Raw genomic sequence first — 19377 nt, forward strand, 5'->3', positions numbered from 1 at the left:
CCATCCTATGTTAAAAGAAACTATGCCCATAGGTTCTGTAAGTATTTATATAAGTCTAATATCATATTAGACATAATATGCGCATCTGGCAAGAAGCGAATAATCAGTTTTGACAGTTTTTGCCAAGAAAGGCAGAGCTGTGCTACTGTATGTCCATGACACGCCTCCTGATAGCTTCCGACCTTCATGGAAATGCCGATTCATTGAAGACTCTGTATGATGTCGCCGTCCGGACAGGATGCGCCGCCATCCTGATGGCCGGGGATCAATGTCCAGGAGCCAGCGCAACCTTTGCCACAGCTCTGGCCTCGCCTCCCATCCCTCTGGTCATGGTCAGGGGGAACTGCGACGGCTCATGGGAATACGACGGCTACCTGCTGCGTTATCCTCCCCGTTTCAGGATTTATGACTGGGACGGACGCACCATACTTCTGACCCATGGCGATGCATTCACCTCGCCGGAGATGACCGGAACAACCTTGAAGCCGGGAGACCTCTTTGTCACCGGCCACACCCATGTACCCCTCTTGGTGAAAGAGCCGCAGGGATGGTTGCATCTTAATCCTGGTTCGGCATCCCGCGGCAGGGGGAAAAGTGACCCTTCATATGCGCTGGCGGACGGGGACGGCATCACGATATACGTGCTGGAAACGGGAAAGCCCATAGCCAGTATTCCTTGGCCGTGACTGGCCATGAGCAGCACATGCCAGCTCTGCTACTGTCTTTTTTGATTTCTTGCATCATATACGCTTGAAAATTAATCATAAACAAATATTAACATCCAAAATCACCAAATAACCCGAAAGTATTATATGCTTTTCATGCAAAATAATACCTTTGGGTAATAGCTTTCTGCCATCACCACGTTTATACTACTTTATTAATTACTACCATATGCGTAAGCTGGCATGTCATCATCTTCTTCATGAAGAAAGGAAAAGACACTATGAGAGAGAGAGAGAGAGAGAGAGAGAACGACGAAATCTGAGAGAACTGCGTATGAGCAAATCTAGCAGACCAGGTTTTGTGGTTCTTACAACCATTCTGATACTACTTGCCGCCCTTATTTCATGCGACAGCAAACTGAATGTTTCAAATACAAACGAAGTACGTTTCACTTCCGAGATAGGCCGCAAGGCCACGGCAGACTCCGAATGGCAAGCCGATGATGAAGTCGGCATCTACATGGTAGCTCATGATGCCCTGACAGCTACTGCCGCCTCAGAACGTGCAAACAAACTCTACACGGCTGACACAGCCTTCCAGACTTCCGGCTTCACTCCTGCTACCGTTGGTGACACCTTGAAGTGGGATGACATCTCCACCCCTGCCATCACACACTTTGACTTCATCGCCTATTATCCTTACGTGTCTTCCATCGCCAATACCACCGCCCTACCCATAAATGTCTATCCAGGTTCCGGGGAACAGGATACCGGAAAGGCTGACTTCCTGTGGGGACGCACCGACAATGTACAGAACAATACCTCAACGGTGCATCTGAAGCTTGACCATATGCTCTCCCGCCTGATTGTCAACATCTCTCCCAGCACGACCGTTGATGCTACGGCTATCAATGATGCCACCGGTGGATTTACTGCTACGGTCAAAGGCTTGAACACGCAGAGCGCAATCAACCTGAATGACGGAACCTTGGGCACGACGGATACGAGCGCATCTATTCTCATGAAGGACATTTCCGACACCCTTACGGCTACGGAAAGAACCGAGGGAAAGCGCAGGTTCGAGGCTGTGCTGATACCTGTGGACAACACTTTTGCTCTGGCTAACGTGAGCCTGGAGTTTACCCTGAGCGGTGGTGCTGGCGCTGGTACATACACATGGGCAGCGGATTCCGTAGCGACCTCTGATCAAGGCAAGATTCACTTTGACAAAGGCAAGCAGCATGTCTACAACATGACGCTCAATACGTCTGATGAAGAAGTCGCCGTTGCCGCCATTGAGATTGAGATTGGGGATTGGGATGAAAGTGACGGCGGGAACTGGGGAGCCGTCAAGGCATACCGGCTCACTTTTGATGACAACGATGCCACGAACGGAAATGCACCGGGACAGATACTCGCTCATGAAGGAAGTCAAATCACACTGCCGGGTCCCGGAGACCTGGAGAAAAACATCCATTACTTCTATGGATGGAATACTGATCCTGCTGGCACTGGAACCCAGTATGCCGCTGGTGACACATTAGAGATTCTTGACCAGGATGTGACTCTGTATGCACGGTGGTTGGTGAAGATTAAATCAGTCTTCACCGGATACAGCCATACGATGATACTGAAGGAGGACGGGACTCTCTGGGCGACTGGAAGCAACTATTATGGTCAACTGGGCTTGGGTTACAGCGGCATTCTAACCAACAGAAGCACACCCGAACAAGTCACATCCACATCCGAGGGTTCTCTCCCTGTTATCGCGTCTATCTCCGCCGGAGGCTATCACACGATGATCGTGGATGAGGATGGGAGTCTCTGGGCGACTGGATCCAATGAGGACGGACAACTAGGTTTAGGTGACAGCGGCTCTGCGACCGACAGAAGTACGCTCGAGAAAGTTCCGTCCATGGGCACTGATGTCGCAGATGTCTTTGTCGGAGGCTATCACACGATGATCCTGAAGAAAAACAATACACTCTGGGCAATAGGCTGGAATAGTTATGGCCAACTGGGCGATGGTACTTCAGGCGGCGATCCGGACTTCAAAAGCACACCCGTAGAAGTTTGGGATTCTCCCGATGGTCAGGTGAAAATGACTGATGTCGCGGCCGTATCCATCGGAGACGAACACACGATGATTCTGAAGAAGGACGGCACGCTCTGGGGGACAGGATTCAACTATTGGGGTCAACTGGGCGATGTCACTACGATCAACAGAAGCATTCCTGTGCAGGCCACGTCCATGGGGACTGATGTCGAGGCCGTCTCTGCCGGATATTCTTTTACGATGATCCTGAAGAAAAACAATACACTCTGGGGAGTAGGAGAGAACGCGGACGGACAACTGGGTGACAACACTAGGGCCCCCAGAAAGACTCCCGTACAGGTCATGGAGGCTGAAGGGGTCGGATTCATGACTGATGTCAAGGCTGTCTCTGCCGGATACTACTATACGATGATTGTGAAGAAGGACGGCACGCTCTGGGCGACTGGAGACAACTGGGCTGGTCAACTGGGTGACGGCACTACGACCGACAGAACTACTCCCGTGCAGGTCAAGGGTGCTGGAGGGGTCGGGTTCATGACTGATGTCAAGGCCGTCTCTGGCGGAGACGGCCACACGATGATCCTGAAGAATGACGGCACACTCTGGGCGACTGGATTTAACCATTATGGTCAACTGGGTGACGGCACTACGACCGACAGAACTACTCCCGTGCAGATAATTCTCTGACCGAAACATGAGAAAATGTTAGGACATCCATCGTTTATCAGCCTCCTTCGGGAGGCTTTTTATTAGTCACTCAGAAAGCGTCCGGCTCCCGTTCTCCATCAATGGTGTCCACAGCATCGTAGACATGGCGCATACGTCGGTATGCATCCCTCAATGGACGGATGGACAGCACATCATGCCAAGATCCGTTTTCGGTAGGTATTATGGAGAAGTACGGCGAAAAATCAGCAGCAGTACAGTCGTCATCGGATCCGTTAAGACGTTTGTCCAACCTTTCCTGGATACGCCGCGCCCGACGACCGAGAAGAAGCACGCGGGCATAGGAGACATCATGTCCGACGATTGAACTGATGAAACCGGGCATGAATCGATGTGCCATCATCCGGATACCCAAGAAAGGAGCATGAAGAAGTTTGAAGGTTCCCAAGCTCGCGGAAATCCTGCCCGACGCTCCCCTCCTTCCCCAGTAATAAATCTGTGCGCCGAAACAAGGATCCAGTCCCATGGTCTCGCAGCCGTAACGAACTGATTCATCATGAACCACCCAGGCAGCAGTCTTATTCACGCTCCCCCTCTGGAGAGCAGGCTGGATTACTCCGGCCATGAACGAACCGCCATAGCCCGTCATGTCAACAAGTGCCTGCCCACGGGCAGAGCGTATATCGTAGGGTCCTAGCTCAAGACCGCGTACCGAGAAAGCAAATTCCTTGTGCCCGTAGGCTTGTGCCGCGGCATCGATACCTCCCGCAAAACCAATCGCCCTGTTCTTGCACAGTGCTATGTCACGGAGCAAACGGGCAGCGAACACGACGAAGGATTCTCCGGCAGAAATGAACGGCGCATCATGAAAGGCTCCAGCCTCCATTCCGTGTCTCACCCAGCCCAGCATACCCCCGGCGGAAACCGGATCCATCCCCTGCTCCACACACACAGCAAGAAGGGAACGAACAATGTCAGGGTCGAAAATTCCCTGATGGGAGCCTAACATGATGGCCTCGGAGAAACCAGGTTCATTCTGGCTGGCCGGGGATGCGATATCAGGTAATAGGCGGGAGAATATGGTATAGCGTACCTGCCCATGAAGGCGTAACTGCTCCTGTCCCCCCAAGTATCTCAGCCTGGGGTCGGCACTGTAGGTGAAATTGTTGATGCTGACCGTACCGGTGGAAACGGAATCAGTTACTTCGACGGCGGAACCATACCGGGCAAGGGCGCGGCAGACAGGATTAAGACGGATTCGACGGCGCAGCCTCTGGAAATTGGCGGTAAAGGCTTTTCTGTCGGCGGCAGGAATCCGCACGCCATCCTCCGCAGTGGAAGGTCGGGCGCTTATGCTGATAGCCTTGATATTCTTCAACCCCATTACCGCTCCCAGGCCCCCCCGCCCTATGCTCTGCGCCTGGCAGACCAGAGAGGCGCAGGCAACTCCATGTTCCCCCGCCGCTCCTATAGACAGCACCGTTACATTGGCACAGGCTCCCAGCGCATCATCCATGGCCGCGGTCGTGGCTTCATAGTACTTGTCAGCGTACATGAAACTGACACCCTTCTCGTCAATGACAATGACCGAGGAACGATGGAGGCGACCGGATAAAACCAGTGCATCGTAGGAACAGAAGCGAAGGAAACGGCCAAAGGCGGTATCACTGTAGGCCACTGAAATCCGTCTCGTCACCGGAGAGCGGGTCACAACAGAAAAACCTCCGTCCATGTACTCGTAGCCGGTAATCATTCCGCAGGCGAATACCATGGGGTTGCCCTGCTCATAGCGGGCTGTGACCGTAGCGGTATCCCGTACATATTTTTCGTATAACGCCAGGGCAAGCAGGCGTCCTCCAGCGCAGACTTCCAGCAACGGAGACGCAATGGGATCAATGCGCCATGAACGGGAATCCAGGTCAATGACAAGGCATCGTCCCTCACGTTCATGGGGAGGAACCACCTGCCGGGAACTACCCTGGAGGGATGGCGTATCATCAACCTGATAGTCTTCATAGGGGGACATGGTCATGAACAAACTGTACCTTTTGACCCGTGAGCTGTCAACGTGAGTATAACCGGAAACATCACTCGAAACATCACCCCGACGCCAGGAGAACGCCAGGAGAAACCTTGCACTTGTTCCCTGGCTCTCTCCCGCGTATAGTGGAAGATAAAGACAAGGAGAGGAGACCGCGCCATGACACATCGAACTGAAGCAGGGAATAAGGTAGTATGGGCTGCCGTGTTGGAGAAGACGGGTCGTCTGCTCACCGTCACGGTCGAAGGACAAGCCGTGGAAGCCCCTTATGCGTGTAGTGGACTGGATGCCCTGCGCCTTGCTGCACGCAAGGACAAGGCTTTGGACGCCCTGCTGAAAAATTCTGGATATCATGACAATCCCATAGTCGCCATCTTGGCGAACAATGAGCTGCTTCCCTTGTCCGGACGACTCAGGGCGAACTGCGTCCTCACTCCTGTGCGTCTTTACAGCGAACATGGCAAGAGGGTCTACCGCCACAGCATCTGTTTCCTGCTGAGCAGAGCCGCACACGAGCTTTTTCCCGGACGCCGCTTGGTCATAGGACATTCCCTTGGCGACGGCTACTACTTCTCATTCGATGATGAACAATCCGTCCCCTCCATGGATATCAGAAAGCTTTCGGAGCGGATGCAGGTCATTGTCGAAGCTGCTGAAAGTGTGGAGAACATTCATCTTTCCTACCAGCAATCAATGGACTACTTCACTGCCATGGGTTTTACGCAGACCCGCAGCATCCTTGAATACCGCAACGAGCCCTTGATCAGCCTGTACCGTTCCGGCTCCTATGTGGACATTGCCTACGAGCCGCTGGTGTACAATACGTCAATCATGGCGTTGTGGGAGCTTAAGCCTTACGGCAGCCGCGGCATGTTGCTCCGCTACCCCCGTTCCATTGACTTCCACACCCTTCTTCCCTGGAGGGACAATCCTCTGCTTTTTTCCGTGTTCACCGAATACAAGAAACGGGGCATAATCCAAGGCGTGAGCAGTCTGGGCGAGTTGAACAAGGTCTGCGGGACAGGGGACATCCGTTCCTTTATCCGTCTCTCTGAAACACTTCAGGAAAGCAAGATATCAGCAATAGCCGACCAGATACACCGCAGGGGAACAGTCCGGGCAGTATTCATTGCCGGGCCTTCTTCATCCGGCAAGACGACCTTTGCCCAAAAGCTGGGCATCCATCTCCAAGTTGCTGGTTACTCAACCGTCAAGGTGTCGCTGGACAACTACTATGTCCCGCGTGACCAAGTGCCGCTGGACGAGTTCGGAGAGAAGGATTATGAGGCGTTGGAAGCACTGGACACCGCAGGAATCAGGAATGATATCACCGCTCTTTGCCGAGGGGAGAGCGTCGTCCTTCCGCGTTTCAGTTTCAAGGATAGCAAGCGGTTCACCGATGGGCCGGCAATCACGGTTGATGCTTCGACACTTCTGATCATCGAAGGAATACATGGCCTCAACCCCGCTTTGCGCACAGGTCTGGAGGATAACCAGGTGTTCCGTGTTTATATCTCCGCCCTGACGCAGTTGAACCTGGATGATCACAACAGAATCAGCACGACGGACAACAGGATTCTCCGGCGGCTGGTACGGGACAAGAGGACGCGCCATGTCGATGCAAAGATTACCTTGGGCATGTGGTCAAGCGTGGAAAGGGGGGAACGCAGGCATATCTTTCCCTATCAGAACAATGCGGATGCCATGTTGAACAGTGCGCTTGACTACGAACTGGGGGTGCTGGCTCCATTCGCCGAGCCTCTGCTCCGTGCGGTGAAACCACAGGATGGCAAGGCTTACACCATTGCCCGGCGGCTTCTCGCGTTCCTCAAGAATGCTTATCCCATCCAGGAAAGTCTTGTTCCCGGAGATTCGTTGCTTAGGGAGTTCATAGGAGGAAGCGAGTTCCATGCGGAATGAAGGAAGCGCAGCCTAAACGGAAAGAAATGGCGTGACCGCGTAAGCGGGACTCCGGTGGTTGTTCATGGTGAAGACATGGCGGCAACCATGATTTCAAAATTCTCAGGAAGCTCATAGGATGTACTTCTGCCCCCGGAAGCCGAACGGACAAGAAGTCCCTTCCCCATTAAGAAATTAATATCCCTGCCAGCAGTATCAACTGAACATTTGGCAATCTTCGCCCATTTACTGGTCGTCAGTTTTCCATAGAAACTACCTTCGGCACGTTTGATGAGCAATGATATCTGCCGGGAGTTCAATCCTTGGGAATCAAAAGCCTGGACAAGCTGGCGGATCCTTATGGTGGTAGTGATGGAATCCGTGGCAATCTTCATTGCCCTCTCAACCATTCCTGCGTACCACAGCAACCAAGAAGTCACGTCAATACTGGAACTTTGACCGGACAGTCTGGATAATTCTTCATAATATGCTGAACGTTCCCGATTAATTTGTGCCGATATACTGTAATAATGCCCAGTATCTTCATGATCCAAAGCAAGAATATAGTCCGACAACGCACGAGCAATTCTTCCATTCCCGTCTCCGAATGGGTGGATGCACACAAACCATAAATGAGCCAATGCACTCTGGATGATGCGCTCTCCGGTAGGCTGTTCTGAATTGAGCCAGTCAATCAAAGCTGCCATCTCCGTCTCAATCCGTTCATGGGGAACGCCTTCATAGCCGATGCGTTCCTTACCTATCGCCCTGCCGCTCATGATATAGACATCCGACATGCGCCATGTCCCGACCAGAGAAGGCTGCGTCTTTCGAGGCACTCCGGTAAAGAGATTGCGATGCCATGAAAAGATACGGTCTGTTGTCATTGGTTGTTTGTCATGCAAGGCATCAAAGACTATATCAACGATGTGTTCTTCATTTTCTTTCTTTTTCAGTGGGGAAACCGGGATGCCCAGACGATGCGATACTGAAGACCATACCGAAGCGACATCCAGGTTTTCGCCTTCAATTTCACTACTTTGCATAGTTTCAGCGGTAATCATGCGAGAAGTAAAATTCACGCGGGCATCATGACTCAGAAGATTCGCGGCATTATCCAGTGCCCCCTGGACATATTTGGTATTCACAAGTATCTGCATGATAGCTTCACGGTCATATGTAAAATGTGGCCAGCGGAGATGTTCCCAGATATAGCCAATCATCTGCCATTCCTTCTCATATCATGCGGAGAATAACACTTTTGAGCTATATTCTCCGCATTTTTGCGGTATATATGCCTTATTATATGTTTTCTCTGCATAAATGCAAGCATCACATAACCCAAAAGTATTATATGATTTTCCCGTAAAATGTTACTTCATAACAACGCAAATCCCCTGTCCATCATGGTCAGGCGTCACACGTTCTCACTCTCCCCTTCATCCTCATCCGGCAGGACAGCCTTGCAAAATCCGTCCTCGGCAATCACCAACCTTAACCGGGAAGCCAGCCGGATGTGGTGACGCCGCGCCCACTGCACATAGGCGCAGCTTTCCGGTAACCAAGCAGCCATCATGGCTTTCCAGAGTGTCATCTTCCGGCATCGGGGACATTTCCTGAAACGCGCAGGATAAACCATACAAAAATTGGTCAGGACATCGAGGAACTCACAAGCGGAATCCATATCATAGATAAGCTCATCCCCGTAGATGACCTTTTCGTGACAGCACATGCCACATCGTGAACAGATGTTTTCCCATCGGTCAGCGCAGGACATGGATGAAGACATGGGCAGCGCTAAGATTCTTCCGCCATGCTCCGACGCATACGCCGGGCAGCAGCGGTATCAATGGCAGGCAAGATATGCAAGGGAGTCACCGCAATAATCCCTTCCCTGGCCAGCTCATAGTCAGGAGGATATTCCCCCTCCATTGCCAAAGCGGACGGCTGGGCACGTCCGGCAAGGGAATGACTGTCGAAAGTATGACTGGTCAGCTCCGCCGATGACCCGAAGCTAGTACCGGACGTATCAAAGATGCGACGGACGACATCACGGGCACTCTGCATTGTAGCGTAATATTCCAGCCTGCCGATACCGCCTACATCCCATTGTCCGGTCGGATTAGGCGGGACGTTGATGTTGACCAGCGTGGTGCTATCGCAGAAACCGAGGAAAAATTCAAGGTTGGCGGTAAGGAAAGAAGCTGCTTCGGCAAAAGGTATCGGCTTTTTACCGCCCCATGCGCTGATTGCAATTGCACGGATATCCATAAGGGATGCCTCGCGCGCTGCGCCGAGCGTGCCGCTGTACAGGATGTCAGTGGAAAGATTGTAGCCATGATTGATGCCGCTGATCACCATGTCGGGCTTCACAGGAAGTACCCCTCCCTTCACCGCATAGAGTACGCAGTCCGCAGGCGTCCCGCTGCAATGGAAGCCGCGCTCGGCATAACGGGTCACCACCACGTCCCCGCGGAGCGTCATGGAATGACTTGTAGCACTGCGTTGCCCGTTTGGGGCGCAGACCCATACATCATGACCGGCAGCACTCAGGGTGCGCTCCATAGTGACAAGCCCCTCGCTGCCGTATCCGTCGTCATTTGTCAGTAGAATGTTCATGCATTGATTTTCGAATGTACCGACGCTCCTCCCCGTGGAACGAATATCCTCCAGTCGGGATGAAAGCCGAAGATACGCTCGTACTCCTCCAAGCGTTCCAGATATGAGTTCAGACCAGTCTGCGTAAGCAGAACCATGAGCGTACCGTTGATGCCATTTGCCACGATGTTCGCACCATGGCACCCCGGAGTCTCGGAAGCGCGTTTTGCCAACCAATCGACTTCCGGACAGGAAATCTCCATCTGGTCGCGCATTCCCATCTGAATACGGTTCATGATTCTACCATACTGCAAGGGTTCCTTTTGTACAAGCTGGGCCGCTGCTTCACGGGCAAGGCGGCTTTCGGTGAAAATGTAGGAACAAACATGGCTGGACTCACTGTCCAGACAGCCCAGCTGCTCCATGAGGTCGGCATCACCCATCTCGCGCAGGGTGCTGATTGACATACGGGAGCGGAGTATCTTGAAGGCGTGCTCGGCAGTGCGCCTTTTCTCGTTCATTTCATCACGCAGCATCTGATGGGGGATGTTGCTCTCCACCACGATGCAGACATTTCCTTCTTCCTGCTTGAAAGGAAAATCATATTTCTCATAGCTTCCCCTCTGGAGATCAAAAATCAGGAGCTTCTCTTCCTCGGCGTTCAACATGGTCTCGATGTCACTGATACGACAGTAGCGGCCGTTGAAACGGGCGCATGCGCCAAAGAGATAGCGGATGTATTCCTCACGGGAAAAGTTCATATGAAAGAGACTACCCAAAGCCATCAGGGAGCCAAGACAAAGGGCAGTGACACCAACAATGCCATCGTAGGCAAGCAGATCACCGGAAAAGGAAACATTCAGGCCGCGGTCTATCCTCCGACCATCCTTCTGAAGCTCGTTGACCACTCCCTTGAAGAAATTTGCCCACCTATCCTCCCTCCGATATTTCACGGCTCCCAAGGCAAAGTGTTTCTTATCATTGAGAGCCGCATTGTACAGGCGTACAACAGCATCGTCCCGAAAGGAAATAGCAACTTTGAGGCTTTTTTCACCCGCCGCGCTGATTACAGGACCATTGCAATAATCCGCGTAAGCCCCGACAAAAGTATAGGAAGAAGGCACGTCCACGATGATATCCGGGTTTTCATCATATTCCTTCGCATGTGTCTGACGCGCCGTAACCATGAAGATCTCCCCCGGTTCTCTGTCGCCATTCTAGGCTAGGGAAAATCTTTTTGCAACAAAAAACCACCATCGCCCCAAGGCGACGGCGGTGAATATTCCATGACAGAACAAATAGATGACAAATTCTCCGGAGAAAGTTACTCCTTGATGCCGTAACGCTTGTTGAAGCGCTCGACGCGTCCTGCGGTGTCCAGAAGCTTCTGGGTACCAGTGTAGAACGGATGGTTGAAAGCACTGATTTCAACTTCAAGGTTACGGACGGTGCTCTTGGTTTTGACGGTGAAACCACCGGCGCACTTCACTTCTGTCAGTTCATATTTCGGGTGAATGCCCTTCTTCATTTCGTTGCCTCCATATCTCCACTTGTTGCTACGGACACGCCTTCACAACAAGCAATCGTCTCTCTTATACGCCGAACCCGACGAACCTTAGTATACCGTAGGCCGGGACGTAGAGTCCAGATAACTGGAACCATTGGACCCGTTGCCGGACGGCTCAAGCGTAGCCGATGTGTTCATCGACCGCAAGAACGCTTCATTGTTCTTGGTTTTCTTCATTTTGTCAATGAGGAAACTGGTCAATTCCAAGTCCTCCATGCTGTTGACTGCATTGCGCAGTATCCAGAGGCGGGAAAGTTCTTCTTGGGTAAGCAACAGATCCTCGCGCCGCGTACCACTTTTCTTGATGTTTATGGCAGGGAACAGGCGTCTGTCGGCCATGCGGCGATCCAGCACAATCTCATTGTTGCCGGTACCCTTGAATTCTTCAAAAATGACTTCATCCATCCGGCTGCCTGTCTCTATCAAAGCGGTGGCGATGATTGTCAAGCTACCGCCATGCTCAATGTTGCGTGCCGCGCCAAAGAAACGCTTGGGCTTGTGGAGGGCGTTGGAGTCTACACCGCCGGAAAGTATCTTGCCGCTGGCCGGTACTGTCTGGTTATAGGCACGGGCGAGACGGGTTATCGAATCAAGAAGGATGACCACGTCCTTCTTATGCTCCACCATCCGCTTGGCCTTCTCCACCACCATCTCGGCCACTGCGACATGGCGGGTCGCCTGCTCATCAAAAGTGCTGGCAATGACCTCGCCTTTGACGTTGCGGCGCATGTCGGTCACTTCCTCTGGTCTCTCATCAACCAGCAGAACCATCAGCTTGACCTCTGGATGGTTGGATGTGATGGCATTGGCAATTTTCTGCATCAGCACCGTTTTTCCGGTACGGGGAGGTGCCACGATAAGAGAACGCTGACCCTTGCCGATGGGACAGAACAAGTTAATCATCCGCATGGAGATGTCTCCTGACTCAGTCTCCAGGTTGAGCTTGGCATCAGGGAACAGGGGGGTCAGGGTGTCAAAACTGTTGCGGAGCTTTGCCGCATGAGGCGTATCATCATTGACCTTGACAACCCTGAGGATGGCAAAGAAACGCTCGCCGTCCTTGGGAGAACGAATCTGCCCTTCAATGCTGTCGCCTGTCTTCAGGCTGAAAAGTTTAATCTGACTCTGTGAAATGTAGATGTCCTCAGGTCCGCTGAGATAATTGTTCAGCGGAGAACGGAGGAATCCATATCCGTCGGCAAGTATTTCCAGTGTACCGTTGGCAAAAATGATGCCGCCGGTCGCTGCATGGTTCTTAAGCAGCTCCAGGATAATCTCCTGCTTCTTCAAATCCTCCAGCCACGCGGGATCCATGCCTACCGCCACAGCCATGGCCCTCAAGTCTTCGACAGGCTTGACGGACAGGTCGTTGATTACAATACGGGGAGCGTCCGGATTATCCTCGGCCGGATTGGTCGCATAATCATCCTGCGGTATGCCGCCGCGTCCGCGATAGTTCTTGCTGTTGCGCGCATTGAGGTTCTTGCCCTGCCCTTGACGACGTCCGCCGGACTGATAGTTCCCCGGACCGGGAACGTAATTGCGCTGGTTGCCATAGGGACGTCCGCTGTTCTGGTAGGCCGGACGAGCTTCACGCCGGCCCTGTACGGGAGAAAGTGTTTCCTGCTCAGAGTTCCTCCCTTCCGCAGGAATAAAAGCTCCCGTATTCCTTTCCGTGTTTCTTTCCGTGCGCCTTTCCGTCCTGGAAGTCTCTCCGTCTCTGTTTGAAACGCCCATGGTCTCGGAAGCATCAATGGAAAGATCCATCAGTGATTCATCCTTTCCGTCTTCCCTCTCCCGCTGGTAAGCATCTTCATATTGTTCATCGGGGGAAGTAGAGCGGGCATATTCCTCGACTACAGGGGAATCATCCACCACTTTCCGGATTTGGCGGCCACGGGGTGAACGGATGGTTCTGCGAGGAACAGGGGAATGCGGGGCATAGGTTTCCCGTCCGTCCCGATTGTCCGCTCCGGAATCATGGACACTGGCATTCAGGGCAGGGGCAGGAACAGAGGTTCCCGGTGTCGAGACCTCCGTGACGGTGTCTGAGGACACCATGTCTTTCTCTGCGTTGACGGCAGGTTTACGGACGACAGGACGTTTCCTGATGACTCTTTTCACTGGCTTAGGGGAAGATTCCTGCGTCGCAGGATCATCAAACAACTCGGATGTCATGAAATTCTCCACTTGAGTTTTAAAAATGGTCATGTTGACTGGACGGAGGCAACGTGCCACAAGGCAGGGGAAGCCATACCTGTCGGTCATCCATGAATATGCTGTACCTTGACTTTTAAGATGCGGTCAACATTATACGCGGGAGCTGGGATTGCGGCACTTATGCTACGACATATGTAATTCTGCTACCCGCGGGACGTTTCAAATATAAAGCCATGCGCCGGTTATGTCAAGCAATGGACGTTTTTCCAGAAAGGCGCGGGCAAGGACGCACGCCGCCACAGCAGCCCGGCGTCGAATGGAATCTCTTCCCCATGTAGTGAAACGCAGCCTCACTACCTCTGTCTTCTGCTCAGGGGAAGCGAAGCCAAACCAGACCTCGCCTACCGGCTTATCTTCCGTACCTCCGTCCGGACCGGCGATTCCGGAAATGGAAATTGCCAGGGAAGTACCGCTGGCATGGAGCATCCCCTCGGCCATCTCCGCCACGCACTGACCGCTGACTGCTCCGTGTTTCTCCAATGTCGCCTTCCTCACTCCCAGAAGACATATCTTGGACTGATCCGCGTAAGTGACCATTCCTCCCCAGAACCACGCTGAGCTGCCCGCACGGTCGGTCAGGAGCTTGGACAGATAGCCGGATGTGCAACTCTCCGCGCAACTGAGCATCATGCCCTTCTCCAGAAGCAAGTCGGAAAGAGCGTCCACTGCCTCCATGTTACCATTGGCAACCAACTCTGTTCCCAGAATGCGGCGCAGGCGTATCATGGTCTCCCTCCGGGCGTCTTCCGACGAACCGGTGACATACAAGCTAATCCTGTGGGGCTGGAAACGAGTTCCCCATTGCACTCCATCCCGTGCCGCTTCAGCGTATTTAGCCTCAAGCACGGATTCACCGAGAAGATAGACGGAATACTCGTCACGGCTGGTTTCATGATGGCCGCGCAGGGACGCAAGCCATGGCCGCACCAGATCTTCGAACATGCCGTTGAGTTCCAGGGGAGGACCGGGCATAGCAGCGCAGGCGACATGACGGGTCACTCCATTCTCCCCGGATATTGGAATGAAGCCACGGAATCCAGGAGCAGTGCCACGTGGATTCTCCAACACAGTAAAACCTTCGGGAATCAGTGCTTGCCGTTCATTGGGGCCATGGATGCGCTCCCCCATCCTCTCGTAGACCAATTGCCACGCATAGGGGTCAGTGACCAAGCGCACTCCGGCCATATCCGCTATGACGCGGCGGGTCATGTCATCGCTGGTAGGCCCAAGCCCGCCGGTAACAAGCACCACATCCGAATGGTCAAGGTTTGCTTTGAGGCCTCCCTCAATCGTCCCATCGTCAGGCAGGACGACAATACGGTTCACCCGGTAGCCTAGCCGCGTCAGTTCGGCGGCCAGGTGCTGTCCGTGCCTGTCGGTGATGATGCCACGGGTGATTTCTGTCCCGATGATGCAGATGGTCGCGTTATGATACTCATGCTCAGGCATTTTATTTTTTCCTGCGTTCCACTATCTTTTCTCCGGCCTGCCACGCCGCTGCCAGAGCCATGAAGATGACTACGGCCATGCTAATCAGTCGCATGGGAGTGTCTCCATAGCGGGTATACGGCGTGTTGCCATAGGTATCAGCGGTATATACCGGTACTTCATACATGCGCCAGTCTTCGACAAACGGGGGCATGGGATTGACCATGCGTCCTGTCGGAGTGATAACCGTGGTGATGCCGCTGTTGGTTCCGCGGATGGTCGAGCGGCGGGTTTCCACTGAACGGAAGACAGCCATGGCGACATGTTGCACCTCGGCGGAAACCGCCTGGGACCAGCTATCATTGGTCATGTTTACTATGACATCCGCTCCGGTGCGCACGAAAGCTGCCGTCAGGTAGCCAAAGACATCCTCAAAGCAGATAGGAGTGGAAAAACGAACACCATCTGCTGTCTCGAAGACTGTACTTTCCGTTCCTTTCTCCCACCAGTTGTAATCATTGGCAAGGAGCAGGTTGTACAACCATGGCATCTGCTTTTCATAGGGGAAATGTTCCGTGAAAGGAACAAGATGCTGCTTGCGGTATGTATCCTTGACCTCTCCGTCCTCAAACAGAAGCACCCCGTTGTAGTCGGCGCGGTTCCATTCCCCATTCTCCAACAAAGGGGGAAGATCAGGATTGGCGAGTACGCCTTCCGGATTCCCGGTGAGCAGCGGCACAGGCAAGGATTTCCCGAATGCCAGGAACTCATCGACAAGGGCTGCTGTCCGTTGGTCGGAAGGATACTGGGTATGCCAGGAAACCGAAGGGACGAAGGCAGTTTCCGACCAGATGATCATGTCCGGTTCGTAGCGCAGGGCTTCAAGGCTCATCCGCCTCATGATGTTGAAGTTCTTCTTGTACTGGTCATAACCGCCCTTCCATGAATCCGAGTTGTGCTGGACGGCGGCCACTCGCCAGAGGCGATCCGGTTCCATGGCATTCCAGGTGCTCAGGCTCACCGCTCCATAGACCAGCGTGCCGAGAACCAGTGCCGCATAGATGATGACGGCGAGCCGTTGGTCTTTCAGATAAGCGGACAGTGATGCTGACGTCATTTTGGGTTTTCCTGGCCGGAAATACTCTTCCCCGCTTCCAAAGATGCCTCGGCCTCCGGTAAAGAACGTGCCACGCCAGCGGTCGCCCACCCATGCGCCCAGGAAAGTCTGGGGCAGAATCATCAGGAAATTAATTCCCCAGATACCTGTGATGTCTGCTATCTGAATCAAAATGCGGTACTGGTAAAGAGCATAACCAATCATGCCATACGGATAACCGGCAAACCAGCTCTGGCTGACATAGGTATAGGCTAGCCAGGCAAAAGCCTGTGTCAGATAGCCGAAAGATCGGAACCATCTGTCCGCCGCCTTGAGGGCAAGGAAAAGAAAAACCATCTCCCCTCCCTTTATGATGGGGACAATGAGGATTGCCAGCGGGTGGAATGTCTTGAGCCAGTAGTTGAACATCAGGTAGAAGACGAACCCGAAAAGAAAACCATAAAAAGGTGTCAGTGCCCATGTCGTCCGGCGGATGACCGCAAAAAGAGGAATGAGCGACACAAAGGCCAAGGCGCCGAATCCACCGGAAAGCACCAGACCGGGAAAAGCCATGGAGAAAACCAAGGCCGAAACCACTAAAACAAGAACCTCAGAAACTACAGTTCCGAGGTTCCTTCTACCAAAAGCATTATCATGTGCAAGCATCCTGTGCCTCCTGAAAACGAGGGCGAAGGAGGAATCTTCTACTCCTGACGAATACGAAGATCCCAGACGTAATCTTTCAGTTCCTTTCCAGGACGGAAGATGGCAACGCCGTGGGTATCGACGGCCACCACATCTCCGGTCTTGGGATTGCGGGCTTTCTCACGACCCTTGCGTGTCCTCACCTCGAATGTACCGAAACCGCGAAGTTCAATAATTTTGTCTTCCTGCAAACCGTTCTTGATTTCCTCGAAGAACTCATCAAGAACCATGTGGATGTCCGACCTATTCAAATTCAGCTTCTGATGTAGATTTTCAATGATCGCAGCCTTTGTCAACTTTTCAGGGGAACCCATATGCCACTCCTCTCCAGACATTCATGCTGAATGCCTGATGTGTAATCACCGGAACTACGGCTTTGCCTTCGTTCCTTTCCGTGCGGCTGAATACAGCCTACCCGTATCATCTACGAGTACACAGCCCAATCACTACGTGCGGCTTCGCCGTACTCGCGTTGTTCATTTCGTTACCAATCATCGGGAATTACACCTTTGGTTTTATTCCCTCTCCGCTTTGCTACTCATCACCGATCATACGCATCGGATAGATTCGCACCAATCACGCCCCTTCCAAAAGAGGCCGGAGGATGAACGCCTCCTGTTACTGGGCAGAGGCGGCGTTCATTTTATTGAAGTGCGCATGAAGGCGACTCTTGGTACGGCTTGCGGTGTTACGGTGCAGGATACCCTTGTTCGCAGCGGTATCAATCAGTTTGAAGCTCCTCTGCATCGTTGTCTCGGCGGTAGCCTTGTCACCGGCTTCAATGGCAGCTTTGAACTTCTTCACGGATGTGCGGATGGCACTCTTGGCAGCGCGGTTGCGCATGCGGCGCTTTTCATTCTGGCGCTCTCTCTTTTCAGCGGACTTAGTGGACACAAATACCTCCAAACGTTGTGCAATTACAGACGTTTCAATCAATTATAAAGACGCCGCCACAGAGGTGACGACAGCCACAAACCATATCACAGACACTATTTTCGGTCAATACAATACTTTAAGGGAAAACGCAACTTTCTCATGGAGTTTCCGCCTTATCTGTCCTTGGCAAGAGTTTCCATAAATTCAGGCGTCACTTCCCACCGGGATGCATCATTGTCATACCGAATAGCCTCACGCGGGATGACCATGAATCTTCCCTCCGGCCCGGAAAGGGAAATCTTACGGGACAGGACATTGACCTCGGCGACCTTCATCAGGTCATGTTCCACTTTCAGGCGACTTCCCATGGGCGGGAAATCACGACGTGCCTCCTCATAGAAAAAATTTTCATACGCAAGACAGCAAAGCAGACGTCCGCACGGGCCCGATATCTTCATGGAATTCAGCGACAAGTTCTGCTCCTTGGCCATCTTGATTGACACAGTCTGTAGATTGTCGTTCATCGCATGGCAGCAGTACGGCCTGCCGCAGACTGCCAGACCTCCGACGACCCTGGCTTCATCACGTACCCCTATCTGGCGCAACTCAATACGCAGGCGGAATACAGCCACCAGCTCCTTGACCAACGCGCGGAAATCAACACGGACATCAGAGGTGAAGAAAAACAAGAGCTTTGGTTCTCCAAGCAGGTAGTGCGCGGCGACAGTCTTCATGTCCAGGTTCAGCTTACGCACTTTCTCCCTGCATACCCGCAGAGCCTCCTGCTCCATCTCCCGATGTTCTTGATAACGGTGCAGTTCTGAGGGAGTGGCAATATGATCCACCCAATCGACATCCCCGCTGATACTGGTAAGCACCGCTTCCTTCTGGGCAGGATTTACGTGCTTGCATCCTCCACCACAAGATGATGAGTCCGGCCTGGAATCCCAGAAAACACCCGCCTTTTCCATAGGACTTCGCCCGTCATCATCAGGAGCATCAGCTTTATAGTCCACGACGACATCTTCAATGACAGAAGAATCCTCGGCAGAGAAATCCTCGACAGAGGAATCCTCCGGTTCTCCGAAGGCGGCAGGAGGTTCTTCCTCCCGCAAGCTGTGACTTGGTTCTGCTTCAGAGCATGCACCGTGGCAATTGGGGCAGCCGGGAACATAAGGAGCGTCATCCGGAGCCAGAGGCCCCAGCACCAAGCCAAGGTCAAGACCATACTTGGTAGGAACCATCACCGAGGTTCCGTTGTAAATGATGCTGTCCGAAGCAAAGACGCCTGTCTCGTTGGAGGCAGGGTTCTTCACTATATAGAGGTATCCTGAAGAAGCGTCGGAACGGAAAGCCTGCCTTTTGCCTTCGGAACCACGCTCTACTGGGCGTATGCTGTCCTTCATCAATATCCTTCATCGCCCTATGGGCTGACTGTTATTTTATAGTACATCAGAAAATAATTACAGGCAATCCTGCTTTTTCCAATGAAAAGAACGTATCATGGTATAGACGATTTGTCAAATCGCCATCTGCTTTTCTGACCATGCAACATTGCGT

15 protein-coding genes are annotated in these 19377 nt (G+C 52.8%); 3 read left to right on the top strand and 12 right to left on the bottom strand.

Annotated features, from left to right (window positions below; translation table 11 throughout):
- The first annotated feature begins 149 nt into the window (after positions 1-149).
- Both SPICO_RS06280 and SPICO_RS09845 read left to right on the top strand, forming a co-directional pair.
- Positions 150-686 (top strand): metallophosphoesterase family protein, encoded by a 537-nt coding sequence (locus tag SPICO_RS06280; protein ID WP_013739831.1) that lies wholly within the window; start codon positions 150-152, stop codon positions 684-686.
- Between the two features lie 313 nt (positions 687-999).
- On the top strand, positions 1000-3408 hold the full coding sequence (locus SPICO_RS09845) for an RCC1 domain-containing protein (RefSeq protein WP_013739832.1): 2409 nt from the start codon (positions 1000-1002) through the stop codon (positions 3406-3408).
- Positions 3409-3478: 70 nt separating this feature from the next.
- Here the strand turns inward: SPICO_RS09845 and SPICO_RS10290 are convergent, their stop codons facing one another.
- Positions 3479-5419 (bottom strand): aldehyde ferredoxin oxidoreductase N-terminal domain-containing protein, encoded by a 1941-nt coding sequence (locus tag SPICO_RS10290; RefSeq protein ID WP_013739833.1) that lies wholly within the window; start codon positions 5417-5419, stop codon positions 3479-3481.
- 168 nt (positions 5420-5587) lie between these two features.
- Here SPICO_RS10290 and SPICO_RS06295 point away from each other — a divergent pair, with 168 nt between their 5' ends.
- Entirely contained in the window at positions 5588-7348 is a 1761-nt protein-coding gene (locus tag SPICO_RS06295) for a nucleoside kinase (protein WP_013739834.1), read from the top strand.
- Positions 7349-7410: 62 nt separating this feature from the next.
- Here the strand turns inward: SPICO_RS06295 and SPICO_RS06300 are convergent, their stop codons facing one another.
- From SPICO_RS06300 to SPICO_RS06350, 11 genes are all read right to left on the bottom strand, one after another.
- Positions 7411-8550 (bottom strand): Fic family protein, encoded by a 1140-nt coding sequence (locus SPICO_RS06300; protein WP_013739835.1) that lies wholly within the window; start codon positions 8548-8550, stop codon positions 7411-7413.
- Positions 8551-8744: 194 nt separating this feature from the next.
- Positions 8745-9059 (bottom strand): CxxCxxCC domain-containing protein, encoded by a 315-nt coding sequence (locus SPICO_RS06305; protein ID WP_169310066.1) that lies wholly within the window; start codon positions 9057-9059, stop codon positions 8745-8747.
- A gap of 65 nt (positions 9060-9124) precedes the next feature.
- On the bottom strand, positions 9125-9946 hold the full coding sequence (gene surE / locus SPICO_RS06310; protein ID WP_013739837.1) for a 5'/3'-nucleotidase SurE: 822 nt from the start codon (positions 9944-9946) through the stop codon (positions 9125-9127).
- On the bottom strand, positions 9943-11112 hold the full coding sequence (locus tag SPICO_RS06315) for a galactokinase (RefSeq protein ID WP_013739838.1): 1170 nt from the start codon (positions 11110-11112) through the stop codon (positions 9943-9945). Before SPICO_RS06315 ends, surE begins: the two co-directional genes overlap by 4 nt.
- A gap of 137 nt (positions 11113-11249) precedes the next feature.
- Positions 11250-11453: a 50S ribosomal protein L31 gene (rpmE, locus tag SPICO_RS06320; RefSeq protein ID WP_013739839.1), complete on the bottom strand. Its 204-nt coding sequence runs from the start codon at positions 11451-11453 to the stop codon at positions 11250-11252.
- 87 nt (positions 11454-11540) lie between these two features.
- Entirely contained in the window at positions 11541-13259 is a 1719-nt protein-coding gene (gene rho, locus SPICO_RS09850) for a transcription termination factor Rho (RefSeq protein WP_215904643.1), read from the bottom strand.
- Positions 13260-13871: 612 nt separating this feature from the next.
- On the bottom strand, positions 13872-15161 hold the full coding sequence (locus SPICO_RS06330) for a nicotinamide-nucleotide amidohydrolase family protein (protein WP_013739841.1): 1290 nt from the start codon (positions 15159-15161) through the stop codon (positions 13872-13874).
- Position 15162: 1 nt separating this feature from the next.
- Entirely contained in the window at positions 15163-16902 is a 1740-nt protein-coding gene (gene lnt / locus SPICO_RS06335) for an apolipoprotein N-acyltransferase (RefSeq protein WP_013739842.1), read from the bottom strand.
- Between the two features lie 38 nt (positions 16903-16940).
- On the bottom strand, positions 16941-17255 hold the full coding sequence (locus SPICO_RS06340; protein WP_013739843.1) for an HU family DNA-binding protein: 315 nt from the start codon (positions 17253-17255) through the stop codon (positions 16941-16943).
- A gap of 304 nt (positions 17256-17559) precedes the next feature.
- Positions 17560-17835, bottom strand: coding sequence for a 30S ribosomal protein S20 (gene rpsT / locus SPICO_RS06345; protein ID WP_013739844.1), 276 nt, complete (start codon positions 17833-17835; stop codon positions 17560-17562).
- 155 nt (positions 17836-17990) lie between these two features.
- Positions 17991-19223: a PSP1 domain-containing protein gene (locus tag SPICO_RS06350; protein ID WP_013739845.1), complete on the bottom strand. Its 1233-nt coding sequence runs from the start codon at positions 19221-19223 to the stop codon at positions 17991-17993.
- Between the last annotated feature and the right edge of the window lie 154 nt (positions 19224-19377).

Origin of the sequence: Parasphaerochaeta coccoides DSM 17374 (assembly GCF_000208385.1) — a bacterium.
Lineage (GTDB): Bacteria > Spirochaetota > Spirochaetia > Sphaerochaetales > Sphaerochaetaceae > Parasphaerochaeta > Parasphaerochaeta coccoides.